Source organism: Actinoplanes sp. DH11, from assembly GCF_020873875.1.
In the GTDB taxonomy this organism is placed as follows: domain Bacteria; phylum Actinomycetota; class Actinomycetes; order Mycobacteriales; family Micromonosporaceae; genus Actinoplanes.
The window spans coordinates 156,667-181,774 of the sequence record NZ_JAHWGU010000002.1 but is presented as its reverse complement, the minus strand read 5'-3'; the positions used below and the strand labels follow the sequence as shown (position 1 = coordinate 181,774).

Annotated in this window: 21 protein-coding genes; 13 read left to right on the top strand and 8 right to left on the bottom strand. The window is 71.6% G+C overall.

All coding sequences use genetic code 11. The features are described 5' to 3' along the window. Nucleotides 1-106: 106 nt before the first annotated feature. Entirely contained in the window at nt 107-538 is a 432-nt protein-coding gene (locus LPA41_RS03985; protein ID WP_229068383.1) for a hypothetical protein, read from the bottom strand. Nucleotides 539-726: 188 nt separating this feature from the next. On the opposite strand from LPA41_RS03985, the gene LPA41_RS03980 reads away from it, so the two are divergent. The 4 genes from LPA41_RS03980 (at nt 727) to LPA41_RS03965 (ending at nt 3,180) form a co-directional block, all read left to right on the top strand. After that, nucleotides 727-1,860, top strand: coding sequence for a helix-turn-helix domain-containing protein (locus tag LPA41_RS03980; protein WP_229068382.1), 1,134 nt, complete (start codon nt 727-729; stop codon nt 1,858-1,860). A gap of 399 nt (nt 1,861-2,259) precedes the next feature. Continuing rightward, a complete protein-coding gene (locus LPA41_RS03975) occupies nt 2,260-2,598 on the top strand; it encodes a hypothetical protein (protein ID WP_229068381.1) in 339 nt (112 codons plus the stop codon). Continuing rightward, a complete protein-coding gene (locus tag LPA41_RS03970; protein ID WP_229068380.1) occupies nt 2,591-2,944 on the top strand; it encodes a hypothetical protein in 354 nt (117 codons plus the stop codon). Before LPA41_RS03975 ends, LPA41_RS03970 begins: the two co-directional genes overlap by 8 nt. Beyond that, nucleotides 2,941-3,180: an AlpA family transcriptional regulator gene (locus tag LPA41_RS03965; RefSeq protein ID WP_229068379.1), complete on the top strand. Its 240-nt coding sequence runs from the start codon at nt 2,941-2,943 to the stop codon at nt 3,178-3,180. Before LPA41_RS03970 ends, LPA41_RS03965 begins: the two co-directional genes overlap by 4 nt. A 152-nt stretch (nt 3,181-3,332) precedes the next feature. Here LPA41_RS03965 and LPA41_RS03960 read toward each other — a convergent pair whose 3' ends face one another. Next, nucleotides 3,333-3,968, bottom strand: coding sequence for a type II CAAX prenyl endopeptidase Rce1 family protein (locus LPA41_RS03960; protein WP_229068377.1), 636 nt, complete (start codon nt 3,966-3,968; stop codon nt 3,333-3,335). A gap of 64 nt (nt 3,969-4,032) precedes the next feature. Then, the gene (locus tag LPA41_RS03955; protein WP_229068375.1) at nt 4,033-4,410 is read right to left on the bottom strand and encodes a metalloregulator ArsR/SmtB family transcription factor; all 378 of its coding nucleotides are present in this window, start codon (nt 4,408-4,410) and stop codon (nt 4,033-4,035) included. A 20-nt stretch (nt 4,411-4,430) separates the two neighbouring features. Here LPA41_RS03955 and LPA41_RS03950 point away from each other — a divergent pair, with 20 nt between their 5' ends. Then, complete coding sequence (locus LPA41_RS03950; RefSeq protein ID WP_374238108.1) at nt 4,431-5,489, top strand: cation diffusion facilitator family transporter; 1,059 nt, start codon at nt 4,431-4,433, stop codon at nt 5,487-5,489. Between the two features lie 65 nt (nt 5,490-5,554). Next, a complete protein-coding gene (locus LPA41_RS03945) occupies nt 5,555-6,625 on the top strand; it encodes a GTP-binding protein (RefSeq protein ID WP_229068373.1) in 1,071 nt (356 codons plus the stop codon). Between the two features lie 15 nt (nt 6,626-6,640). Here the strand turns inward: LPA41_RS03945 and LPA41_RS03940 are convergent, their stop codons facing one another. Next, nucleotides 6,641-8,218: a glycosyltransferase family 39 protein gene (locus tag LPA41_RS03940; protein ID WP_229068371.1), complete on the bottom strand. Its 1,578-nt coding sequence runs from the start codon at nt 8,216-8,218 to the stop codon at nt 6,641-6,643. 187 nt (nt 8,219-8,405) lie between these two features. On the opposite strand from LPA41_RS03940, the gene LPA41_RS03935 reads away from it, so the two are divergent. From LPA41_RS03935 to LPA41_RS42415, 3 genes are read left to right on the top strand one after another with little or no spacing between them, the layout of a single operon-like run. Continuing rightward, nucleotides 8,406-8,630: a hypothetical protein gene (locus LPA41_RS03935; RefSeq protein ID WP_229068369.1), complete on the top strand. Its 225-nt coding sequence runs from the start codon at nt 8,406-8,408 to the stop codon at nt 8,628-8,630. Beyond that, nucleotides 8,627-9,181: an RNA polymerase sigma factor gene (locus LPA41_RS03930; protein ID WP_229068368.1), complete on the top strand. Its 555-nt coding sequence runs from the start codon at nt 8,627-8,629 to the stop codon at nt 9,179-9,181. The genes LPA41_RS03935 and LPA41_RS03930 overlap by 4 nt, the downstream gene beginning before the upstream one ends. Continuing rightward, nucleotides 9,171-10,712, top strand: coding sequence for a hypothetical protein (locus LPA41_RS42415; protein ID WP_304523744.1), 1,542 nt, complete (start codon nt 9,171-9,173; stop codon nt 10,710-10,712). The genes LPA41_RS03930 and LPA41_RS42415 overlap by 11 nt, the downstream gene beginning before the upstream one ends. A 128-nt stretch (nt 10,713-10,840) precedes the next feature. Here the strand turns inward: LPA41_RS42415 and rfbD are convergent, their stop codons facing one another. Next, nucleotides 10,841-11,683, bottom strand: a complete 843-nt coding sequence (gene rfbD, locus LPA41_RS03920; RefSeq protein ID WP_229068366.1) for a dTDP-4-dehydrorhamnose reductase — start codon at nt 11,681-11,683, stop codon at nt 10,841-10,843. Next, on the bottom strand, nt 11,683-12,660 hold the full coding sequence (gene rfbB / locus LPA41_RS03915; protein WP_229068364.1) for a dTDP-glucose 4,6-dehydratase: 978 nt from the start codon (nt 12,658-12,660) through the stop codon (nt 11,683-11,685). Before rfbB ends, rfbD begins: the two co-directional genes overlap by 1 nt. 46 nt (nt 12,661-12,706) lie before the next feature. Here rfbB and rfbA point away from each other — a divergent pair, with 46 nt between their 5' ends. The 4 genes from rfbA to LPA41_RS03895 all read left to right on the top strand — a co-directional run bounded on the left by rfbA (nt 12,707) and on the right by LPA41_RS03895 (nt 17,352). Further along, nucleotides 12,707-13,591, top strand: coding sequence for a glucose-1-phosphate thymidylyltransferase RfbA (gene rfbA, locus LPA41_RS03910; protein WP_229068363.1), 885 nt, complete (start codon nt 12,707-12,709; stop codon nt 13,589-13,591). Next, nucleotides 13,588-14,217, top strand: a complete 630-nt coding sequence (rfbC, locus tag LPA41_RS03905; RefSeq protein WP_229068361.1) for a dTDP-4-dehydrorhamnose 3,5-epimerase — start codon at nt 13,588-13,590, stop codon at nt 14,215-14,217. Before rfbA ends, rfbC begins: the two co-directional genes overlap by 4 nt. A 334-nt stretch (nt 14,218-14,551) precedes the next feature. Then, the gene (locus LPA41_RS03900) at nt 14,552-16,027 is read left to right on the top strand and encodes a sugar transferase (RefSeq protein WP_229068359.1); all 1,476 of its coding nucleotides are present in this window, start codon (nt 14,552-14,554) and stop codon (nt 16,025-16,027) included. After that, nucleotides 16,027-17,352 (top strand): UDP-glucose/GDP-mannose dehydrogenase family protein, encoded by a 1,326-nt coding sequence (locus tag LPA41_RS03895; protein WP_229068357.1) that lies wholly within the window; start codon nt 16,027-16,029, stop codon nt 17,350-17,352. The genes LPA41_RS03900 and LPA41_RS03895 overlap by 1 nt, the downstream gene beginning before the upstream one ends. Before the next feature lie 73 nt (nt 17,353-17,425). On the opposite strand, the gene LPA41_RS03890 is transcribed toward LPA41_RS03895, so the two are convergent. Beyond that, nucleotides 17,426-21,886 carry a DUF4082 domain-containing protein gene (locus LPA41_RS03890; protein ID WP_229068355.1) on the bottom strand — a complete coding sequence of 1,487 codons (4,461 nt, stop codon included), beginning with the start codon at nt 21,884-21,886 and terminating at the stop codon, nt 17,426-17,428. A gap of 9 nt (nt 21,887-21,895) precedes the next feature. Next, nucleotides 21,896-25,084, bottom strand: coding sequence for a N,N-dimethylformamidase beta subunit family domain-containing protein (locus LPA41_RS42665; RefSeq protein WP_229068354.1), 3,189 nt, complete (start codon nt 25,082-25,084; stop codon nt 21,896-21,898). Nucleotides 25,085-25,108 lie beyond the last annotated feature (24 nt).

The window sequence follows — 25,108 nt, the reverse complement described above, 5'->3', positions numbered from 1 at the left end:
CCGGCGTGCGGAATCCGGCACGTGGGTGCCGAATCCGTGAGCGCCGCACTGATCTGCGGCCCGGGTGGCGCGGCTGGGTCATGCACCTGCTCCCCGGCGGGATCTTCTAGCGGTAGCCGCGCGGCACCGGCACCCGCGTCTCGCCGAGCTCTCCGTCCCATGCCACCGAAATCTCGGTGAGCGCGGGTAGCTGGGCCACATCGACGATCAGGATCTGCACTGCGGCGTAGGCCAGCACCTTGCCGTGGGGGAGGTCGAACTGCACGTATTCGTCGTACTCCGGCGGTGCGGCGATCCGGACTCCCGTTGCGGTGTCGGTGCCGACGTTGCGTAGCAGGTACAGGCTCTTGTCTCCGCTGGGTTCGAGCTTCCACTCGACGGCGGGCGGCGGCTTCGGCAGGGCCGCTTCGGCAGCCATCGCCTGACGCTCGGCAGCGTCTGCACTGCGGCCTGCGTGATGGGCGGCTCTTAGCGATACGCCGACCGCGACCAGCGAGATGGCAGCGGCGCCTATGGCGATCAGGTCGGAGGTATCCACCCGGCCACGTTCTCACCGCGATCAATCGGACTCAAGCGCCCTGCTATGTGCACAACACGTCCGTGCGAGGCGGGGTGCTTCGTCGCGTCCAGGGGCGCCCGTCGATCGTTTCCACGGCGTACCGTCGATACAGGCGGCCGGAGTAGAGGCCGGCCGCCCACCCTGACCTCTACCAGGGAGACGCCGTCATGTCTGAGATCGGTGACCGAATCTTCGAGCTGCGCAACGACCGCAGCCCACGACTGACCCAGCAGGAACTCGCCGACCGTGCTGGCGTATCGCTCGACCTCGTCAAGAAGATCGAGCAGGGCGTGAAGCCCGGTTCCCTGCCGTACCTGACTCGGATCGCCAGGGCCCTCGATGTCGACCTTGGCGTGCTCGTCGGCAAGCCGACCCACCTGGAATCCGTTCCGTCCAGCGGCGGCATCCTCGCCCTGCGCCGGGCACTCACCCCCGTGGTTGAAGACTCCGGCGAACCCGCGCCCGCCGACGAGCTCCGCGCCTCGGTACAGCGGGCGTGGAAGGCGTACTGGTCCGGCGACTACGACGTCATCGCCGCGTTCCTGCCCCAGGTGATCAGCGACGCCCGCCAGCTCGGCGCCGCCGACATCCTCGCGGAGGCCAGCCAGCTGGCCGCGTCGACCCTCGTGCACCTCGGTCACCCGGACCTGTCGCTGGTCGCCGCCGACTGCGCCCTGAACGCTGCGGAGAACCGGCACCTGCGCGCCGCCGTGGTCGGCACCCGGTCGTGGGTGCTGCTCAACCAGGCGCGCGCGGACGATGCCGCAGCGATCGCCGTTCGCGAGGCCGACGAGATCGAGCCGACCCGGAAGGCTGCGCCGGAGGCGGTCAGCATGTGGGGCAACCTGCTCGTCACCGGCGCCACCGCGGCGGCCCGGGCCGGGAACGACGACGAGGCCCGCGACCTGCTCCAGGTAGCGCACGGCGCGGCGGTCCGGCTCGGCAAGGACCGCAACGACTACAACACCACCTTCGGCGTCACCCAGGTCGTCATGCAGCGTGTTGACGCGGCCGTGGTGGCCGGCGACTACGCGCGCGCCCTGGACGTCGCACGGGAGATGCCGCAGCACAACCCGATGCCGCTGGCGGCCAGGTCCCGGCACAAGACCGACCTGGCGCACGCGCACGCCGGTCTCGGTCGGTACGCGGACGCCGAGCGCCTGATGCTGGAGATCGAGCACGAGGCCGCGCAGTGGATGCGTTACCAGCCGTTCCCGCGGGCCGTTGTCGGCGCTCTGCTGAACGGGCGGAGGCCGTCGCCGAAGCTGCGCGGCCTGGCGCGCCGGCTGGGCGTCAGGTAGGACGCTCCGTCCTCCCAGCCGGGTCGCCCGGGTGAAAAGGGTATTCGCCGTCCCTTCTGGCCTGTGATCACTCGTCATACGGTCCGTAGTGACGGCGGGCGCGTCGATAGACATAATCCTTGCGCCCGTCGTCGCGCAGCGGCGGCGAGTGATCGTGGTTGGCCCCTCGGGCTCGCCGCCGCTTCCGATACCGGATCGGCTGGTGAGCGGAGGCGACAGCGTGGACGCACCGAGCGAGCGTGAGAACCGACGGTGGCGGCCGCCGTGGGGGCGCCAGCATGGCACCGTCCCGCGAAGCCATCCCGAAACGGCTCGGATCATGGCGGTCGTGGCTCGCGAGGGGCAGCTCGGAGTGCCGGCCGCCGTCTCCCTGACGCGCACGGCGCGCAGGCCGCAGTCATGAGCCGCCGTGAGTACGACCCCGCGCAGCGGATCCACGCCCTCAACTGCCCGGACGCTCCCCCCGGTGCCTTCGTCTCGCTGGCCCGGACCGTGGGGCAGACGTATCCGCACGACCGCCCGCACCGGTGTGTCACGCGGGCGTACACGATCGGCAACGGCCCGGTGGTTCGGGAGGCCGTGTCGTACCCGCCGCACCAGTGGGTGCCGTCCTCGATCGTCCCCAGCGACGCGGTCCGGGCGCTGTGCAGGATCTGCAGGGGCACCCGGTGCGCGACCGCCCAGCCACCCGCAGCCCCGCCGATCACGGGGTCGGGGCTGGTGATCCCCCGTGGATAGAGAGCGCGTCCGGGCGAACGGCGAGCCGACGCGCGACTCGGTGATTACGATCCGGCGGTCCGGCAGCGGGTACGGCGACGTGCTGCTGATGTACGTCTCGCTCGACGACACGATGCCGGCAGCCCACGAGGATGGATGGCTGTGGCTGCTGGGCTACATCGTCGGCGCACCCATCAGCGAGCGCTTCGGGCAGTCGCTCGAGCTGTTCTACGCCCGGCCCGTCGACGGGGAACCGCACGTGTTCACGATGCTGCCGAGCAGTCCGCTCCCGGAGCCGGGCCCCGAGCTGGGTAAGCGCAACGCCGCGGTGCTGGCTGGCCGCCTGGCGGCGAAGGCCGGCCGATGACGCGCACCGGCAAGCTCATGGGCACCGGGGAGGTCACGAGGCGGCTCGGTGTCTCCCGCAACCGAGCCGACGAACTGACCCGGCGCGCGGACTTCCCGGCGCCGCTCGACGTGCTGACGCTGGGCCGGGTGTGGTGGGCCGCCGACATCGAGCAGTGGATACGGGAGCACCGGCCGCACCAGGCCGCCGAGATCGTGTTGCCAATTGGCAACACCGGGCATGTGCCGGCGGAGTAGACCTGCCGCGTGCCGACGCGGGCCTGCCGGAGATCGTCGATCGCCTCCAGCTGGTCCAGGACGGCGCCCCGGTTCTTGCGGCCTTCCTCGCTGTTCAGCGACAGCGTGCGCGCACCCTTGTTCAGCTCGGAATGCAAGCTCTCCGCCGCCGGTCACGTCTGCAGGCCTCCCGCGCCGTGGTAGAACAGCCGGCCGAGTCCGACCGTGAAGATCGTGATGCCGTAGAGCGCGTGCTCCACCGAGACCACCAGCAGCGACCGGGTTCGTTGGAACCGGCGGGCGAACAGCCACCCGCCCGTGATCGTCAGCACCACGGCCGGCACGTTACCGAAGATGAGGTGCGCGAACCCGAACGCCGCCGCGCCCATCGCGGCCGCGCCACGGCCCTCACCGGCGAGCGGGGCGTAACGGCGCAGCAGGAACGCCCGGTACAGCAACTCCTGCGGATAGACCGAGAGCAGGGGATAGAAGGTGATCACGGCGAGCCACAGCCACGGCTGCTCCCGGGGCATGTCGAACAGGTGGGTCCGGTCGAACATCGCCACCGCTGCCACGGCGAGCAGCGAGAACACCGTCCAGCGGCCGAGCATGCCGGGCAGGGCGCCGCGCAGGGCGCGGGCGCGCCACAGGTCGTGCCGGTCGAAGCGCCAGAGGTACGCGGAGACGGCCGCGCCCGCCACGAGCAGCACCGGGATCGGGCCGCCCGGCACGTCCAGCGCGATGAGCAGCACGATCGATCCGTAGAAGAGCAGCAGATGCTCGGCCAGCAGCCGGAGTCGGGTGGTCACCGCACCGGACGCTACCGGCCGTCTCCGACGTGCGCGGGAAGCGCCGATGGCCGTGAGCTGACGATCAGGGCTGGGCCGGCACCCGGTGGTGGCCGGGTGCGGCGGACACCCGGTGCTCGGCCGCGTGCAGGGCTTCGACGACCAGACGTCGCACGTGCGGGTCGGTCACCGAGTGGAGTGCCCGCCGGCCGTCGCGGCGGGCGACCACGAGTCCGGCCAGGCGCAGCTTGCCGAGATGCTGGGACACCGCGGGCCGGGCCGCGCCGGCCGCCTCGGTCAGGGCTGTCACGTCGGCCTCGCCGTCGAGCAGCCGCGCCATCAGACGAAGCCGGGTGGGGTCGGCGAGCATCCCGAGCAGAAGGACGGCGGAGCCCACCACACTGTCGTCGAGCGCGTGTTTCTGCAGGTCATTGGCATCTGCAACGTTGTCGCGTGCGCGCATGAGCACATATTATGGCGGGCGTGGCCGATCATGGAAAGCAAGAGCAAGAGCACGAGCACGAGCACGAGCACGAGGCGCGTGGGCGGAAGCAGCGGCTCAAGCATCTGCTGACGCCGCACTCCCACGACACCGCGGACAAGGTCGACGACGCGCTGGAGACGTCCCGCGACGGCCTTCGCGCGCTCTGGATCTCGCTGGCCGGTCTCGGCGTCACCGCCCTGCTCCAGGCGCTGATCGTCGCGCTCTCCGGCTCCGTGGCGCTGCTCGGCGACACGGTGCACAACGTGGCGGACGCGCTCACGGCCGTACCGCTGGCGATCGCCTTCTGGTGGGGCCGCCGGGCCGCGACACGCGCCTACACGTACGGTTTCGGCCGCGCCGAAGACCTGGCCGGCATCCTGATCGTCGTCGTGATCGCGGCGTCGGCGGTCGCGTCCGCCTGGTTCGCCGTGGACCGGCTGCTGAACCCGCGAACCCTCACCCACCTGCCCTGGGTGGCCGCCGCCGGCCTGATCGGGTTCGCCGGGAACGAGGTCGTCGCCCGGTACCGGATCGCGGTGGGCCGCCGGATCGGGTCGGCCGCCCTCGTCGCGGACGGCCTGCACGCCCGCACCGACGGGTACACCTCGCTGGCCGTGGTGCTCGCCGCCGCCGGCGCCTGGCTGGGCTGGGGATGGGCGGACCCGGTGGCCGGGCTGGCGATCACGGCGGCGATCGCGTTCGTGCTCAAGGACGCGGCCCGCGAGGTCTACCACCGGCTGATGGACCGGGTCGACCCGGAACTCGTCGACCGGGCCGAACGGGAACTGCGGGCCGTCACCGGCATCCGCGGCGTCGCACACCTGCGCCTGCGGTGGATCGGTCACCACCTGCACGCGGAGGCCGGCATCGTGGTCGACGCCGATCTGAGCCTGCTTGCCGCACACGAGATCGCCGCCGACGCGGAACACCAGCTCACCCACCGGGTGCCGCGGCTGACCGGCGCGACGGTGCACGTGGACCCGGCGAGTCATCCCGGCGACGGCCACCACGCGGCGCTGTCCCACGTGCGCCGGGAACGGCTGACCGCGGCCGGCTGAACCCCGGCGTGTGTCGCCCGGCACACACCGCACCGCATGCCACGCCGGCACGGCAAGATCCCTGCATGGCTCCCGAGGGCTCGACGACGCTTGTCACCCCGCTGGCCGGTTTCTGGCCGCACGCCACGGAGGCGGCCGCGCGGCAGCTCACCGGTTCGCCGGTGCTCGACCTGCGCACCTCCGGGCTGACACCGGCGCGGCTGATCCAGGTGGTGGCCGAGGAGGCGGGCCGGGCGCCGGCACCGACGCTGCTGGCGCTGCTTCCCGAGGCGTACGAGCCCGACGAGCTCCGCGTCGCCTGGATCGAGCACGCCGTCCCGGACTCGGTGCGACTGGGCATGATCTGCACGGCGGTCGCGGCCGACCTGGTGCTGGACGCGCTCGCCGACGAGAAGCTGGTGTGCGCGGTCGACCCGTACCCCCGCTCGTCCGATGACCGGCGGATCGCCGACCTGGTCGCACGGCAGATCGAGCAGGCCGACGCCGTGCTGGTGAGTGGCCGCCCCGAGGGCGGCGAGCAGTGGGAGGCCGAGCAGCTGCGCACGCTGCTGCGGCGGCTGGCGCCGTGGGCGGAGGTACGGGCCACCGACGACGACCGGCTTCCCGCATCGGTACGCCGGCCGTCCCCCCACCCCGCCCCCGTCGCGCCGTCCATCCGCGGCCTGCGCGGCCTGGCCGTGGGCGTGCACGAGCCGGTGCCCGCGGACGGCGTGGTGTCGTACGTCTTCCGGCAGCGCCGCCCGTTCCACCCGGCCCGGCTGTACGCGGCGCTCGCCGACATCACCGGCCGGGTCCTGCGCTCCCGCGGCCACCTGTGGCTGGCGGTCCGCCCCGACATGGTGCTGACCTGGGAGTCCGCGAGCGCGCTGCGCCTGGAATCGGCCGGCGGCTGGCTGGCCGACGTGCCCGACGAGTCGTGGTCGGCGGTGCATCCGGAGCGGCGGGTGGCGGCGTCGCTGGACTGGGACCCGTACTACGGCGACCGCCACCACCAGCTCGCCTTCGTCGGTCTCGACCTGGACACCGAGGCGTTGCAGCGGGCGCTCACCGGGTGTCTGCTCACCGACGAGGAACTGGCCGCCGGCTCCGACTCGTGGCTCGACCTCCCCGACCCGTTCGCGGTGAACCCGAGGTAGTACGCGCGTCGGCTACTACCTGGACAGCAGCAGGGTCGCCTGCAGGTGGTGGAAGGTGGCGGTCTCCGCGACGGTGTAGTTGTCCTCGAAGTAGTCGCGGGCGTCCGGCGGGATGTGGGTCAGCGGGCCGTCCTCCGGGTGCGCTGTCACCAGCCAGAAACGGTCCACTCCGGCCAGCGCGCGTGCCGGGTCGGTGCTCAGGTTGTGCGACCACCACCAGGTCCGTTTGCGACTGACGTAGCTGTAGACCTCACCCGGATCCGGCCCCGGCAGACGGCTGAACTCGTAGGAGAAGCCGCGGTGCAGGCGGATGTAACCGGTGTACGCGACCCGGTCGCCGGGCTGGAACCGGTCGTTGAGCCAGCGCGCGGTCTCCTTCCAGGCGTACTCGTCCTCGACCGCGTTCGATCGCACGAAACGCTGCTGCGGGAAGCCTGCCACGCCCAGGGTGAGCGCGGCGGCCAGACCTGTCGCGATCAGCCGGCGCCGGGTGGTGGCGAGGCGGCGCAGGGCCCAGGCGGCCGCGATCAGGACGGCCGGGAGGACGAAGAGGAAGTAGCGCGGATAGAAGAGCCCGAGCGCGTCGAACGTGAGGTAGGCGAGCGTGGGTGGCAGGAGTATCCAGACGAGCAGGACGGCCGCCGTCCAGCGGGTTGCCTTCTCGGCCGGCTGTGTTTCTTCGGCCGGCTGTGTTCTCTCGGCCGGCTGTGTTTTCTCGGCTGGCTGTGCTTTCGAGGCTAGGGCGAGACCGATACCGATCAGGGCCAGCAGAAGGATGAGCACGGCGGCCGGTGTGCTGATGAAGAGTTCGCCGGGGAAGGCTCGCACGACGGGCCAGGTCGGTTCCGGGATCCAGCCGATCTGTTCGTCCTGCCCGCTGCCGAACCAGATCACCGGCGCCACGGCCACCAGGGCGGCCCCGACGGCGACCGCCCAGCCGATCACGATCGCGCGGCCGGTGCGGATCGCGTGGCCCAGGCGGCCCGGATGCGTCGCGTGGAGGCGGGCGATCACCAGCAGCAGGTGCGCCGCCAGCACGGTGAGGGCTATCAGGTGGCTGAGTCCGAGCCAGATCAGCGCGATCGCGTAGCCCGCCCACCGCCGTGGCGAGGGCCTGTCCAAGGCGTGGAGCAGCAGCAGGGTCGCGGTGAGTGTCGCGGCCAGGGCCATGGCGTAGGGCCGCGCCTCGCCGCCGTACCGGGACACCGCCGGTACCAGCGCGAACAGCAACCCGGCCAGCAGACCTGCCGGTGCGTCGACGAACCGTGCCCCGAGCAGCGCGAGCAGGCCGGCTGCCAGGGACATGAAGAGGGCGGACGGCACCCGCATCGCGATCTCCGACGTGCCGAAGACCTTGATCCAGAAGTGCATGAGCAGGTAGTAGGGGAGCAGGACCAGGTCCACGACCTCGACCAGCCGGCGTAGCTGCCCGAGGGGGAGGGTGCTCGCCCACCACGTCGCCTGCTCGTCGCGCCAGAACTGACGTTGTCCGATCCCGGTCAGGGTGATCGCGAGAGTGAGCAGGGCCGGTGCGGCGGCGAGGCGCAATCCGTCGCGGGCGGCGGCGAGCCGGTCCCGGGTGGCGGTGGTCAACGGTGTCGTCAGCTTTCGGCTCGATCGGTGTCCGGCTGAAGTTAACCACCCGCGTCCACTCCCGCTGACACGCGCACGAACACCGCGGTCACACCAACGAGCCCTATTTCGGCATTTGTCTGGACGTTATGGTCGCGGCTCCGTTTTGTTCTCGACAGCCGTTCCAACGGCTCAACAGGAGGGCGACGTGGAGATCTGGGATTCCGTAGCCGCTGCGGTGGTCACTCAGCTGATCAACCTGGCGGTGGCCGCGTTCTGCGGGGTGCGGATCGAGCGACCGGACCGCGGCGAGCCGCCGGACGACCGCTGGGTCGAGGTCCGGCTCACCTGGCGCCGGGGCACGGAGGACGGGGACGGGCCGGACGACGGCGCCGTGCCGGTCCACCGGGACGGGCCGGACGACCGGGCATGACAGCCGAGACGAGGACCGAGGCGTCGAGCGGGAGCGACCCGCTCGACCCCGGGCTGGCGGAGTTCTATCGCGAGGTGGCGGACCTCTACTTCCGCTACGCCCTGAAACGGGACCTGTCCGTGCACGACGCGAAGGACGCCGTACAGCAGGTGATGCTCAAACTGCACGTGAACTGGTATCAGCGGATGGCCCCGCTGGAACCTGAGGCGCGGCGGGCCTACGCCTGGAAGATTTTGGACCGTACCGTCACCGACTTCTGGCGCAACCAGCAGCGCGACCTGAACCTCGCTGTCCGGCTGCGGCGTGAGCCGCCACCGCTGAGCTGGGCGGACGAGTCCGCGGAGGACGGTGCCGAGGCGTTGCGCCTGATCCGCACCCTGACGCGGCGGCAGTACCAGGTGATGGCGCTGGCGCAGGAGGGGCTCAAACCGCGGGAGATCGCCGAGCGGCTCGGCCTGAAGGCCTCGACCGTCTGCTCGCACCTGCACGACGCCCGCACGACGTTGATGACCAAGCTCCAAGCCCGGAAGGAAAGCGGCCGTGGACACTGACCTGACAGCCGACGAGCACGACCTCTTGCGACGGGCGCAGGACGAGGCCCTGGCCGGGGTGGCGTTCGACGTCGAGGCCGGCCTGGCCGACCTGCGGGAACGCCTCCAGGCGACAGCGGCGGGCACGGCACCGGCCGCGCCGGAAGGTTTGCGGGTCCGGCTGCCGCGGATGCGGCGGGCGGCGGGCGATCGGCCACCGAAGACGCGGAAGGCAGCGGGCGTACGGGCACCGGGCGTCCCGGCACCGCAGACGCCGAAGGCAGCCGGCGTACGGGCACCGCGCAGCCCCTGGCGTTTCCCGGCGACGGTCTTCGCCGCGCTGGCCGTCGCGGTCACCGGCGGAACCGTCGGCGTGGTGGCGATGCAGGCGCGCACCGGTGTCCCGCCGCTCGGCGTGCCCGGGATCCTGACGCCGGGAACACCGACCGTGCCCACCGGTGCGGCGAGCCGGCCGGTGACTACCGGCCCGGCGCCCGCCTTCCCGGGCCGGCCCGGTCAGCCGCCGGCACCGGCGTCGGCGTCGGCGCGTCCGGGTGCCGGACCGGCCGCGACAGCGCCCACCGGCCCGGGGCCCACCCACGGCCCCACCGCGCCCGGCGCCGGGGCGGGACCTGCGACCGGGGCGGGACCCGGGGGTGGAGCCGGCCCCGGGAGCGACGACGGATCCGGGATGGCCGACGCGCCGGGGATGGGCGACGGACCTGGGACAGCCGACGCGCCCGGGACTGCCGACGTGCCCGGGACGGCCGATGCTCCCGGGACGGCCGACGAGCCCGGGACGGCCGACGAGCCCGGGACGGGGGACGAACCCGGAATCGGGAACGGGCCGTGGGGCGGTCCCGGGACAGGCAGCGGCCCTGGAGGCGGCGATGGGGGCGGTCCCGGAACAGGCAGCGGGCCTGGAGGCGGCAATGGGAGCGGCCCTGGGACAGGCGGCGGGCCCGGCAATGGGGGTGGCCCTGTGACAGGCAACTGGCCTGGGGGCGGCAATAACGGTGGCCCCGGAACGGTGAGCGGGTCCGGAGAGCTCAGTTCGGGTGACGCCGGAACGGGGAGCGGGTCCGGAAACGGCAGTGGCGGCGGCCCCGACATCTCACCGCCGATCGGCGGACCGTTCCCGGTGCGCTACTCGGCGACGGCACTCACGGTGCCGATCAGTGACGTCGCACCGCAGGCGATCAACCTGATGCAGCCGTTCGCCGCGGCCGGCGACGGCGGCGGGGCCGTTTCGATCTCGGCGATCCCGGACACCGGTGATCTGTTCCTGGAACCGGCGGCCGACGTCACGGCAGCCACGGTGGACACCGACAAGGTGACACCGGGCGAGTGCGCGAAAGCGATCCGTGACGACGCGTCCGGTGACGCGCCGCTGGAGTTGCGGGACGACAGGACGTACTGCCTGCTCACACCGGAGAAACCGGCTGCCGGTGAACCGGACGGGCAGACGCTTGTGCAACTGACGGTAGGCGGGCAGGACGAGACCGCCGGAGAGATCACCGTGCACCTGACCGCCTGGGACATGGCCCGCTGAGACGAGCCGGCGGCGCCGCGCGCCGTCCTGACGAGATGTCGATCTGCTAGCGCTACGAAATCGCTGTGATCATGGGGTTGAAACCGCGATTTCGCATCGCTAGCAGATCCACTACGCCACGCGGGCGGTCAGGGGGTGGCCAGCATGGCCGGCATCGCGGCGGTCAGCTGGGTGCGCCAGTCGGGCAGGGGGGCGACGCCCGTGCCGGACCAGCGGTCGTGGCCGAGCACGCTGTAGGCGGGACGGGCGGCCGGCCTCGGGTAGCGGTCGCTTGTCGTCGGGCGTACCCGATCGGGGTCGTGCCCGGCCTCGGCGAAGACGGCCCGGGCCAGGCCGAACCAGGTGGTGGAGCCGGTTGCGGTGCCGTGGTAGGCGCCGGGTGTGGCGCGCCCGGCGGCGGCGGCCTCGGCGAGCGCGACGAGTTGCTGGGCGAGGGCCCGCGACCAGGTGGGCTGGCCCTGCTGGTCGTCGACGACGTCGAGTGTGTCCCGTTCGGCGGCGAGCCGGAGCATGGTGCGCACGAAGTTGGGCCCGTGCTCGCCGTAGAGCCACGCGGTCCGCACGACGTAGCCGCCGGCCGCGAGGACGGCCTTCTCGCCGGCGGCCTTGCTGCGGCCGTAGGCGTTGACCGGGGCGTGCGGGGTGTCCTCGGCGTAGGGCGCGGTGGCCGTGCCGTCGAAGACGTAGTCCGTGGAGAGGTGGATCAGACGCTTGCCGGCGGCCGCGGCCAGGATCTCGACGGCGCGTCCGTTGACCTCGGTGGCGGCGTCCTCGGCGGTTTCCGCGCCGTCCACGTTCGTCCACGCCGCCGCGTTGATCACCACGTCGGTGCCGGCGACGGCGTCCCGGACCGCTGCCGCGTCCGTGATGTCCAGGTCGGCGCGACGCAGAGCGACGACGTCGTGACCGGACAGCACGCTCTGCAGGTCCTGGCCGAGCATGCCGCCGGCGCCCGTGACGAGCCAGCGCATCAGAGGGTGCTCCGCGACTTCAGCGGTTCCCACCAGGCCCGGTTGTCGCGGTACCACGCCACGGTCGCGGCGAGGCCCTGGTCCAGGGTGACCTGTGGCTCGTACCCCAGCTCTTCGCCGATCTTGGTGATGTCCAAGGAGTAGCGGCGGTCGTGGCCCTTGCGGTCCTCGACCGGCTGGACGCTGTCCCAGCCGGCGCCGCACGCCTCGAGCAGGCGCTCGGTGAGCTCGCGGTTGCTGAGTTCGGTGCCGCCGCCAATGTTGTAGACCTCGCCGGCGCGGCCCTTCTCGAGGACCAGCTGGATGCCTCGACAGTGATCGGACACGTGCAGCCAGTCACGGATGTTGCCGCCGTCGCCGTAGAGCGGCACCTTCTTGCCGTCCAGCAGGTTCGTCACGAAGAGCGGGATGACCTTCTCCGGGAACTGGTGGTGCCCGTAGTTGTTGGAGCAGCGCGTGACCACCACGTCCATGCCGTGGGTGCGGTGCGCGGCCAGGGCCATCAGGTCGGAGCCGGCCTTGGAGGCGGCGTACGGCGAGTTCGGCGCGAGCGGCCACGTCTCGGTCCACGATCCCTCGTCGATCGAGCCGTACACCTCGTCGGTGGAGACGTGCACGAACCTGCCGACGCCGGCGGCGCGCGCGGCGTCGAGCAGAACCTGGGTGCCCAGAACGTTCGTCGTGACGAACGGCACAGCCGAACTGATCGACCGATCGACATGCGACTCGGCCGCGAAATGGACTACTGCGTCGTGACCGGGAAGGAGGTCGCGCAGCAGGGCGGAATCGGAAATGTCACCTTGAACAAAGCGAAGTCGGGGATGTGACGCGGGAAGGTTCGCGCGATTACCCGAATAGGACAACAGATCCAGAACGGTCACCGACGCGCCGGTCGCACCCGCGTACTCGTCCTGCAAGAGGGCCCTGACGTAGGCCGATCCGATGAAACCGGCACCACCGGTTACTAAAATCTGCACGAGGGGTGAGTGTAGACGCTGGCGCCGACTGTTTAGTGTTCTCCCGGTGCGCGGAATTCTGCTGGCCGGTGGCACCGGCTCCCGGCTCTGGCCGATTACCAAGGCCATGTCCAAACAGCTCATGCCCATCTTCGACAAGCCTATGGTGTACTACCCGCTGACCACGCTGGTTTCGGCGGGAATCCGGGAGATTCTGGTCATCACCACCCCTGAGGATCGTCCTCACTTCGAGCGACTGCTCGGTGACGGCACGCAGTGGGGCCTCTCCCTGACGTACGCGGAGCAACCGAAACCGGACGGCATCGCGCAGGCCTTCCGCATCGGCGCCGACTTCATCGGCGACCAGCCGGTGGCGCTGATCCTGGGCGACAACATCTTCCAGGGCACCGGTCTCGGGCGCCAGCTGTCCAAATTCGGACAGCCGGATGGTGGGCGTGTCTTCGCCTACCCGGTGGCGGACCCGGAGCGCTACGGCGTCGTGGAGTTCGACGACAGCGGCAAGGTGCTCTCCATCGAGGAGAAGCCGGAGCGGCCGCGCTCCACCTACGTGGTGCCCGGCCTCTACTTCTACGACGCCGACGTGGTGGCGATCGCGGCGAAGCTCGAACCCAGCGCGCGGGGCGAGCTGGAGATCACCGCGGTGAACGAGGAGTACCTGCGGCAGGGCCGGCTCGACGTGACGGTGCTGGACCGGGGCACGGTGTGGCTGGACACCGGGACGTTCCAGTCCATGGTCCAGGCCTCGGAGTACGTTCGGGTGATCGAGGAACGCCAGGGGCTTAAGATCGGCTGTGTCGAGGAAGCGGCCTGGCGGCTGGGCTTCCTCACCGACGAGCAACTGCGCGAACTCGCTCAGCCACTGCTCAAGAGCGGGTACGGCGAGTACCTGATCCGCCTGCTGGACGCGGGCCGCTTCGGAGGAGCCCGATGAAGATCCGTCCACTGACCATCGAGGGCGCGTACGAGATCACGCCGGTCCAGCACCGCGACGATCGGGGCGCCTTCCTGGAGTGGTACCGCTTCGATCACCTGGCGTCAGTCCTCGGTCACCCTTTGGAGTTGGCTCAGGCGAACCTCTCCGTCTCGGCCCGTGATGTGGTACGTGGCCTGCACTTCGCCGACGTCCCGCCGGGTCAGGCGAAGTACGTGCACTGTGTAACCGGGGCGGTGCTGGATGTGATCGTCGATCTGCGCGTCGGGTCGCCGACGTTCGGCACCTGGGAGGCGGTGCGCCTGGACGACGAGGAGCGCAAGGCGGTCTACATCGGCGAGGGCCTCGCGCACGGTTTCTGCGCGCTCACGGAGGGTGCGACGGTGTCGTATCTCTGCTCGGCCACCTACCGGCCGGGTCACGAGCACGGCGTGCACCCGCTCGATCCGCAGCTCGCCATCGCGTGGCCGGCCGGCACGCCGTTGCTGTCGGCCAAGGATGCCGCCGCACCGACGCTCGCCGAGGCGCTGGAGTCCGGTCTCCTGCCGCGGTATGAGGACTGTGTCGGCCATGTCAAGAAGCTGCGTCAGAATCACGACAATCAACTGTCTGCTGTGGACTCTTGACCGAATGCCATTCTATGGAGTAGGCGGACGGTTACTCCCAGTGCAATTCCGCTCTGACGTGCAGTGATGCTCGTCAACATATGGAAAGTCCGGTCTGGACCGCTTGCGCCCCGTTTCGTTTCTCCTATCATCCGAATCGCCGAGGTCCGTCGAACGGAAAGGTGTAGCGCGCGGGGCACCCTGTTGAGAGGGTGTCTCATGTATCCCGCGGGTTTCCGCTGGATGGCTGGCTCGGTCTCAAATCCACACAATCTCGACAAGTCCGTTTTGCCGGGCGTGGGTCCTGGTTGGCAGCAGCCGATGATGGGGGCAAGGCGTGCGCACAATTGAATCGGTGAAGACCGTCGATCTCTCCAAGGCGGCTGAGCAGCTCAGGTCCGGCACCCGTGCCAGTGCTGCTCGCGCCGGGTGGCAGAACCGATACGCGCTGACGCTGTTCGTCATCGACTTCGTGGTGGGCCTCGGGGCCGCGTCCTGGGCCCTGGTCCTGCGCTTCGGTTCTTCCGGCGTAGAGCCACACATGCGTGACTATCTGTTGCTCACGTTCATTCTGCCGCTCGGCTGGACCGCCTGTCTGGCGCTGAATCGGGCGTACGAGGCCCGCCACCTCTTCGTCGGCACCGAGGAGTACGCCCGGGTGTTCCGGGCCGGTTTGGCATTGACCGCCGCGCTCGCGATTGTTTCCTTTTCCTTCGACCTGCGTTTGGCGCGCGGTTATGTGATCATCGTCATTCCGCTGCTGATCCTGGTCGACCTCGGCGCCCGTTTCCTGTTCCGGCAGCGACTGCACCGTTCCTGGGCGCGCGGCCAGCGGCTGCACCGGGTCCTGCTGGTCGGTCACGTCAACTCGGTGGTCGACCTGACCCACCGGCTCAGCCGCGAACGCTTCCACGGGCTCGGCGTCGTCGGCGCGTGCCTGCCGGCCGACAAGGAGCGCGGCTTCATCTCCGGCCTGCCCCCGGTCTACGGCACCCTGGACGACGTCGCCACCGCGGTCGGCCGCTCCGACGCCGACACCGTGATCGTGCTCTCCTGCCCGGAGCTGGACGGCCCGGCGATCCGCCGTCTCGCGTGGCAGCTGGAGCGCGACGAGATCGACCTGATCCTGGCCAGCACCCTGGTCGACGTGGCCGGCGACCGCACCACGATCCGCCCGGTCGACGGCCTGCCGATGCTGCACGTCGAGCACCCGAAGCTCAAGGGCAGCTCGCGCGCTGTCAAGGAGATCTTCGACCGGGTCGGCGCGTCGATGCTGCTGCTGCTCGCCAGCCCGTTCCTCGCGGTGATCGCGCTGATGGTCAAGTTCGGTCCCGGTGGCCGGGGCCCGGCCATCTTCAAGCAGGAACGCGTGGGCAAGGACGGCCGGCCGTTCATGCTCTACAAGTTCCGCACCATGCAGGTCGACGCCGAGGCCCAGTTGCGCATCCTCGGTGAACTCAACGAATCCGACGGTGCGCTGTTCAAGATGAAGCAGGACCCCCGGGTCACGCCGGTCGGCCGGCACCTGCGCCGCTTCTCGCTCGACGAGCTGCCCCAGCTCGTGAACGTCGTCAAGGGCGACATGTCGCTCGTCGGCCCCCGGCCCCCGCTGGCCAAGGAGGTCGCCGACTATCCCTCCGACATGCTTCGCCGGCTCGTGGTCAAGCCCGGACTCACCGGCCTCTGGCAGGTGTCCGGCCGATCTGACCTGTCCTGGGAAGAGTCGATCCGGCTCGACCTCACCTACGTGGAGAACTGGTCCCTGGTAATGGATTTGACCATCTTGGCCCGTACCGTCAGCGCGGTGGTCCGCAGCTCGGGGGCGTACTGATGACCGAACGACCCCGCCTCACCGTCATCGGCACCGGATACCTGGGCGCCACGCACGCGATCTGCATGGCCGTCATGGGCTACGAGGTCGTCGGCGTGGACGTCGACCCGGTCAAGGTCGAGAAGCTGAACTCCGGTGAGGTCCCGTTCTTCGAGCCCGGCCTGCCCGAGCTGCTCACCAAGGCGCTGGAGACCGGCCGGCTGCGCTTCACCACCTCCTTCCAGGAGGCGGGCGAGTTCGGCGATGTGCACTTCATCTGCGTGGGCACCCCGCAGCGCCGGGACTCCGAGGCCGCCGACATGACGTACGTCGACGCGGCCGTCACCTCCCTGGCCGAGCACCTGCACCGCCGCGTCCTGGTGGTCGGCAAGTCCACCGTGCCGGTCGGCACCGCGGCCCGGCTCGCCGCCCTGGTGCGCGAGCTGGCGCCCGCCGGCGACCAGGTGGAGCTGGCCTGGAACCCGGAGTTCCTGCGTGAGGGCTTCGCCGTCGACGACACCATGAAGCCGGACCGGATGGTCTTCGGCGTCACCTCGGCCTGGGCGGAGCAGCAGCTGACCGCCGCGTTCGAGCCGGTGCTGGCACAGGGCGTCCCGGTCAAGGTGACCGACCTGCAGACCGCCGAGCTGGTCAAGGTGGCCGCCAACTCGTTCCTCGCCACCAAGATCTCGTACATCAACGCGATGGCCGAGATCTGCGAGGTCACCGGTGCCGACGTGCACGACCTCGCCGAGGCGCTGGCCTACGACGAGCGGATCGGCGGCAAGTTCCTGCGGCCCGGCCTCGGCTTCGGCGGCGGCTGCCTGCCCAAGGACATCCGCGCCTTCACCCACCGCGCCGAGGAACTGGGCGTGGGGCAGGCCGTGGGCTTCCTGCGCGAGATCGACGGCATCAACCGGCGCCGCCGGGCCCGTACCGTGGACCTGGTCGTGGAGCTGTGCGGCGGCGACGTCACCGGCAAGCGGGTGGCCGCCCTCGGCGCCGCCTTCAAGCCGAACTCCGACGACATCCGCGACGCGCCCGCCCTCGACGTGGCCGCCACGCTGCACAGCATGGGCGCCCACGTGGTGGTCTACGACCCGGCCGCGATGGCCAACGCGCGGCGCGCCCACCCGGAGCTCGCCTACGGCACCAGCGCCCTGGACGCGGCCCGGGACGCCGACGTGGTCGTGCTGCTCACCGAGTGGAACGAGTTCCGCGAGATCGAGCCGTCCGCGATGGCCGCCGTCGCCGCCCAGAACAAGATCGTCGACGGCCGGCACGCGCTGGAGCCGGCGCAGTGGCGGGCCGCCGGCTGGGAGTACCGGGCACTCGGGCGTCCCTGACCCACCCGGCACACCTCGCACACGAAGAACCGGCCACCCTTCGCGGGTGGCCGGTTCTCTGTGCCCCTGACGCTCAGCGCTCTCCCGGGGCCTCCAGGTGTACGGCGTCGGACGTGATCCCCATCCCGAGCAGGACCGGGGTCCGGCCGCCGGGGGAGCGGGTCAGCTCGGCCCGGTACTGCGCGTACCGGGACCCGCCCGTCACCCGCTCACCCTGGCCCACCTCGGTCCAGCCGGTCCAGGACGCGTCCGGCACCGACGTGCTGCCGGTCCGCACGAACAGCCGCACCCCCGCACCCGCCGGCACCTGCGCCTGATAGCTCAGCCGGTCCCAGTTCACCATCTGTCCCGCGTCGAGCACCCGGGACACCGTGCTGCCGGTACGCGCCCCGCCGGCCAGCCGTACCCCGTCGTCACCGGCGGTGGCGCCCTTCGCCGTACCCGTGCGCAGCTGCGGCCCGGTGAAGTCGGCGACACCCGCCGCGGCCGACACGAACGTCGCCGGTGCCCGGTCCGGGGCCGGCCAGACCGTCACGTTGCCGGCGCCGTCGACGCTGCGTACCCGGTAGTGGTAGGTGGTCTGCGGCTTCAGCCGGGTCACCACCACCCGGTGCTCGCGGCCGTTGCCGCCCTCCCAGCCGGTCAGCCCGGCCGCCGACTCGCCGACCAGCAGCGTGGCGGACGCCGCCTCGTCGGTGCGCCAGCCGACCGACGCGGTCCCGTCCGGCCGGGGCACCACGGCGAGCCCGGACACCGCCGGTTGCCGCGTGTCGGCCGCCGGGGTGACCAGGGTGCGCACCGGGGAGACCGTGCTGCGGCCGCCGGGCGCGGTGACCGTGACCCGGTACCAGTACGTGGTGTCCGGGCTCAGGCCGCCGAGTTCGACGGTGCGCCGGCCGCCCTGGGTGCCGTCGACGACCCGCTTCGACAGGCTGGTGGCCGAGGTGCCGTATGCGACCTCGGTCGTCCCGGCGGCGCCGCCGGTGACCGTCACCTCCGCCGACGTGCTGCGTTCCGCCGAGGCGGACACCGACACCGCCGGGGCGGCCGGTGCGCCGTAGGCCGCCGCGTACGTTCCCGGCCCGGCCGCGAAGAGCGCGTACTCGACGCCCTTGATCGTGGTCCGGGTGAACGGTACCGCCGCACCGCCGCGGGTGAGCGTGCTCAGCGTCCGCCCGCCGGTGCCGAGCGTCGGCACCATGCCGGTCAGCCCGTTCGCGCCGGCGCCCACGTTCACCGTGAACGACAGCGTGTCACCGGCCCAGGAGATGTCGCTGTACGACGATCCGTTGCGCCCGTCCAGCCAGGTCAGCATCTGCCGGGCCGACACGATCGGCACATTGCGGCTGCGCGCGGACGCCAGGATCTGGTCGCTGTCGTAGATGGTGGCCTGGTCGGTGTGCATGTTCGCGGTGAACGCGCCGTACCGGCCCTGCGGCCCGAGCGCCGCGTCCAGCAGCGAGTCGACGGTGAACGGGTAGCTCTGCCCGGACTCGTCGGTCATCTGCGTGGCCGCCTGGTAGACGTCGATGAGCGCGCCGCCCTTGTCGGCGAACCGCATCGGCATCCCGGAGCCGGTCATGAAGCCCGGCCGGTTCGCCACCCAGGTGTTGGGCCAGTAGTAGTAGTTGGTGTCCAGCCGGATCCCGTTGCCCGCCGCGACGGAGGCCTGCGTCGAGAAGTCCGACCAGACGATGCAGTGGGTGCGGTTGGTGGCCGGCGCCGGCACCCCGGTGTACTTGCCCCGGAACGTGGCGAGCTGGTCGGTGTAGTTCGCCGCCAGCGACGCCGGGGTGTAGTCGGCGCAGTTCGTGTTGACGTGCAGGCCGACCTCGAACCCCCGGGACCGGTACGACGTCGCCTGCGCGTTGCTCAGCGGCGTGTTCGGGAAGATGTACGAGGTGAACCGCGGGCATTCCCAGTCGTCCACCACACAGCCGGCCGGGCTGTTCGCGGTGTACTGGTCGAACCGGCCCGCTGTGCCGCCGGTCGCGTGGTCGTCACCGGTGCCGATGACCACGGCTTTCAGGCTGCGCGGGAAGTACCAGAACCGGGGCAGCGGCTTGCGGTCCAGGTTCATCGCGCCGATCAGGTTCGCCAGCAGCCGCTGCTGCTCGTCGGCCTGCGGGATCGCCACCTTCGCGAGGTTCACCCAGTCGGTGGCGTTGCCGCCGAAGTACAGGTCGTTGGAGCGGATCGGGCCCAGGTTGTCGCGGTTCAGCCGCTCCCACGCCGGGTTGCCCTGCCGGGTCTGCACCAGGGACTGCGCCAGGTCGAAACTGAACGCCGCGGCCTGCCCGCCGGCCGTGCCGACGTCGGCCACGGTCACCGCCGGGTTGGTGGTGGCCGCGGTGGCCGTGGCGTACAGGGTCGCCACCACCCGCGCGCCGGCCGGCGTCCACCGGTCGGCGGTGCCGTGGAACTGCATGGTGTCGGCGGTGATGCCGGCGCCCGGCGAGGCCGACGTGTCGACCCGCAGGTAGCCCTCGGCGAGGGTGCCCGAGGTGGCGGTGAGCCCGAGCAGCCCGGCGAGCTGCTTGTCCGGCCGGAACGCGATCAGGTTGCCGCCGCCGGTGACCCAGGTGGTGAACATGGCGACCTGCGCGGCGGTCAGCGGTGTCGCGCCGAGCAGCACCACGTCGTACTGGCCGAGCGTCGCCGCGGTGACGGAGGCCAGGTCGGCGGTGGCGAACTCGTTGAGGCCCTCGGTGCGCAGCACCTCGGCCAGGAACGGGGTGAACCCGCCGGCGCCGGACGCCGCCGACTTGATCACCAGGACCGGGCCGCCGGGACCCTGGTCCGGTGGTGGCGGCGCGGTCGCGGCAGTGGTGAACGACCAGGTCAGCGGCGTCATCGTGTTGCCGGCGGAGTCGCGGGCGCCGCTCACCGTCGCGGTGTACGCCGTCGAGGTGGCCAGCGGCGCGGCAGGCGTGAACGCCGCGGTCCCGCTGCTCGGGTCGTACCCGGTGGTGCCGGTGACCGCGCCGGACGGGCCGGTCAGGGTGATCGCGATCGTGGACGCGACGACCGGCTCGCTGAACGTCGCGGTGACCGCCGCCGCGGTCGGCACGCCGGTGGCGCCGGGCGACGGCGCCCGGGACAGCACGGACGGCGCGGTCGTGTCGGCGGCCGTGGTGTCGAACACGACGTCGACCCAGTAGTTGCCGGCCTGGTAGGTGCTGTTCGGGAAGCCGGTGGCACCGTACCGGTAGACGCCGTTGCCGCCGTCGGTGCCGTTGGCCAGCGCGGTGAGCGGCCCCCGGTTCACCGCCGAGGCCAGCCCGCTGCCGGTGAGCGCGTAGAAGCCGGTGGTGGTGTGGTACGACGCGACGTACGTGGTGTTCGCCGCGATCGCGACCGGCGCGCCGAACGTGGCGGTCTGCCAGCCGGTCGCCGACTCGCCGCTGAACGTCACGGTCGCCAGCCGGCTGCCGGTGTTGGTCCAGAGGTTGCCGGTGTGCGTGCCCGAGTTGCCCGGGCCCTTGTAGAACCGCACCCCGGTGACGTAACCGGCGGTGCTGCTGCGGAACCGGACACCGACCTCGACCGCCGAGTTGTCGGCGACCGCCGGGGTCGCGGGCGTGGCGGTGGCCGGCCAGATCGAGCACGGGCAGCCCGACCCGCCGGCGGCCGCGGTGGTGAAGGTCCAGGTGTACGGGCTCATCACGTTGCCCGCCGCGTCGCGCGCCCCGCTGACCGTGACCGTGTGGGCGGTGGACACCGCGAGCGCCGCCGCCGGGGTGAACGTCAGGGTGCGGCTCGCCGCGTCGTAGGCGCTGGTCCCGGCGACCGGTGTCGCGCCGGCGCTCACCGTGAGCGCGGCGGATTGCACCTGCTCGCCGAAGGTGGCGCTGACCGTGGTCCCGGCCGGTACGCCGGTGGCGCCGGCGGCCGGGCTGCTGCCGGTCACCGCGGGTGGCGTGGTGTCGGCGACGGTGGTGGTGAACACGACGTCCACCCAGTAGTTCGTGCCCTGCCAGGTGTTCGTCGGGTAGCCGCCGCCGGTACCGTACCGGTAGACGCCGTTGCCGCCGAACTCCGCGTCACGCAGGGCGTGCAACGGCTCGTTGTCCACGCCGGCCGAGGTGAAGGCGTTCTCGTCGGTGGCGTACCGCCCGTTGGGCGCGTAGTAGGAGGCCACGTAGGTGGTGTTCGCGGTGATCGCGATCGGGGCGGCGAAGGTGGCCGTCTGCCACCCGGTCGCCGACTCGCCGGTGAACGTCACCGAGCCCAGGTTGCCGCCGGTGGCGTTCCACAGGTTCCCGACGTGGGTGCCGGAGTTGCCGGCGCCCTTGTAGAAGCGCACCCCGGTGATGTGGCCGTCGACGTCCGACCGGAACTTCACGCCCACCTCGACGGCGGCCGTGTCGGACTCCGCCGCGACGGCCGGGACCGCCGCGCTGTCGAAGATGGTGCAGGGACAGGTCGCGGCCGCCGACGGCGAGCCTGGGGTGAGCAGGACGGCCACCAGGGCCAGTGCCATCAGCAGGGGCAGGTACGCCCGCCGCCGTGGTCGTTCGGTCGAGACAAGCAAAGCCGCTCCTCAGCTGACGGGGTTGAACACGACGTCGACCCAGTAGTTGGTCGACTCCCAGGTGCTGGCAGGGAAGCCGCCGCCGCTGCCGTACCGGTAGACGCCGTTGGGGCCGCCGGTCCCGTCGGCCAGGGCGTGCAGCGGGCCGTTGTCGACACCTGACGTGAAGAAGCCGGCGTCGGCCGCGTACCGCCCGGCCGGTGCGTAGTAGGACACGACGTACGTGGTGTTCGCGGCGATCGCGACGGGTGTGCCGAACGTGGCGGTCTGCCAGCCGGTCGCCGTCTCCCCGCCGAACGTGGCCGTGCCGAGCAGGGTGCCGGTCGTGGTCCACAGGTGGCCGACGTGCGTGCCGGAGTTGCCGCTGCCCTTGTAGAAGCGGACCCCGGTGACGGTGCCCGCCACGTCACTGCGGAACCGGGTGCCGACCTCGACCGCCGCGGTGTCCGAGTCGGCCGGTGTCGCCGGGGTGGCGGTGGCCGGCCAGATCGAGCAGGGGCAGGTCGTCGGCGGCGGTGTGCTCGTCGCCGCGGTGGTGAACGACCAGGTGACGGGCGTCATCGTGTTCCCGGCCGCGTCCTTGGCGCCGCTGACCGTGACGGTGTGCGCGGTCGACGCGGCGAGCGGAGCCGCCGGGGTGAACGTCACCGTGCGGGTCGCCGCGTCGTAACCGGTGGCACCGGCCACCGCGCTGCCGCCGGCGCTGACCGCGATCGCGGCCGTCTGCACGGGCTCACTGAACGTGGCGCCGGCCGTGGTGCCGCGCGGGACGCCTGTCGCCCCGGCCGCCGGGGTGCGTGCGGTCACCGCCGGCGCGGTCGTGTCCGGTGTGCCGCCGCCGGGGCTGAACACCACGTCCACCCAGTAGTTGGCCGACTCCCAGGCCACCGTCGGGAAGCCGGTGCCGAACCGGTAGACGCCGTTCACCCCGTCCACCCCGTCGCGCAGGGCACGCAGGGGCGGGCTGTCGACCCCCTCGGTGGCGAAGTAGCCGACGTCGGCCGCGTACCTGCCGTTCGGGGCGTAGTAGGAGACCACGTAGGTCGCCCCGGCCGTCAGCGTCACCGGTGCGGACAGGTTCGCCTGCTGCCACCCGGTCGCGGTCTCGCCGGTGAAGGTGGCGGTGGCGAGCAGGGTGCCGGTCGCGGTCCACAGGTGGCCGACGTGCGTACCGGTGTTGGGGCTGCCCTTGTAGAACCGGATCGCGGTGACCTGACCGGCCACGTCGGCGCGGAACTTGGTGCCGACCTCGGTGCCGGTCGGGTCCGGGTCGGCCGGCATCGACGGTGCGTCCGCCGGGTCCCAGATGGTGCACGGGCAGGTCCGGGCGCCGACGGTGACCGGCACTGTCGCGTCCGGACCGACGTTGGCGCTGTCGTCGGCGGCGCGGACCCGGAGCGTGGTGGCCCCCGACCCGCGCGGCGTCCAGCTGTAGGACCAGGTCGCCCGCCCGTTCGCCGGGTGCCAGGTGGCGCCGTTGTCGGTGCTCACCTCGACCCCGCCGACCAGGCCGCCGGTGTCAGCCGCGGTGCCCGACACGGTGACCGGTGCGCCCGCCGGCACGCTCGCCCCGGCCGCCGGGGTGGTGACCGTGGCGGCCGGCCCGGTGGTGTCGGTGGACGCGGGCGTGGCGCTCAGGCCGCTCTGCACGGTGCCGGGCTGCACGCCCATGTCGGCGAAGAGGTTGACGGTCGCCTGCCGCATCGGGGTGCTGGCGGCCCCCGAGCCGCGGTCGTGGTCGCTGTCCAGGCCCCAGGACCACTGCACGGTCCCGGCGCCGAAGACCAGCGCGCCGCTGGGCGCCCGGTAGAGCGTCAGGTGGTGGGTGGCGCTGCCGGAGGCGTACGACGACCCGTAGTCCTGCAACACGTCCAGGCCGGACGCCGTGGTGGTGGAGAGCCGGACCAGCCCGCGCGGACGGAACCCGTTGTCGGCGTCCTCGTCCCACTCGTACCCGAGCGTGCCGGTGCCGAGCGTCGCGGTGGCGCCGGCGGCCTGCGTGGCCACCGTGGTGCCCCGCCAGAACCGCATCCTGCCGTCCGCCGCGGGCACCCGCAGGCTCACCGTGCCGGCGTTGACCTCGAAGGCGGTGCCGGTGAGCGCGTTCTCCGGCCGGCCGCCGTCGGCCGGCGGGCTGAACCGCGGGTCGCGCCAGGTGCCGGTCCACTCCGCCGACGGGTCGATCTTGTTGTTGGCGTGTGTCTCCTTGTAGCTGACCAGGGTGCGGTTCGGTGTGCCGGAACCGTCGGTGGCGTTCTCCCACCGGGTCTTCCAGAACACCTCGTTGCCGCTGAAGAACGCCAGATGCACCCCGGCGTCGCGGGCCGCCTCGACGTTGGCGCGCTGGCGGCCGGACCAGTACTCGTCGTGCCCGACCGACAGGAACGCCTTGTGGTTGAGCAGCAGCGGGCCGCGGGCGTCGGTGTCGACACCGGAGAAGTAGCTGACGTCGTACCCGTTGGCCTCGAGGAACCGCACCATCGGGTACTCGGCGTTGAAGACCGCGTCCTCCGGGCCGGTGCCGCGCGTGGTGAGCGGCCGGTTGTAGCTGACCTTGTAGGCGCGCCCGGCCGGCGACCCGGTGTAGAGGCTGTTCCCGCCGTAGGTGTTGTAGGCCTGCCACGTCGTGTCCGAGGTCTGGAACAGCAGGTCGGAGTGGCGGCTGTCGTCGCGGACCACGAAGACGACATGGCTGGCCCCGGCCGTGCCGTCGGTGCGCACCAGCCGGGCGAAGTAGATGCCGGAGACCGCGCCGGCCGGGACCGCCCAGGAGGCCGAGACCGCCCAGTTGCCGCAGTCGACCAGGCCGGTGGAGGCGTTGGAGAGGCAGGCGGGCTGGTTCTGCGTGCCGGCCGGGTTCACGGTGGTGATCAGCCGCGCCCCGTTGCCGGCGTAGTAGCCCATCCGGTAGATGTCGATCCGGTACGAGGCCGCCGTACTCCTGATCTTGAACTGCACCGTCTCGCCGACGTTGACGCTCATCCGCGTGGTGAAGCCCTGCACCGCGGTGCTGCCGGCGCCGGACACGTCCCAGGTGCTCTTCGGGGTGCCGGGCTTGCTGTTCTCGCAGGCCACCGGATTGAGCAGGGGAGCGCAGGGGTCGGCGGACGCCGGCGCGCCGGGCAGCACGACCAGACCGGCCGCGACCAGAAGCAGGGTGAGGAGCGAACGCCAGGACAGGGACCAGGGACTACGCACGGGAACCGCCTCCCCGGCCACCAC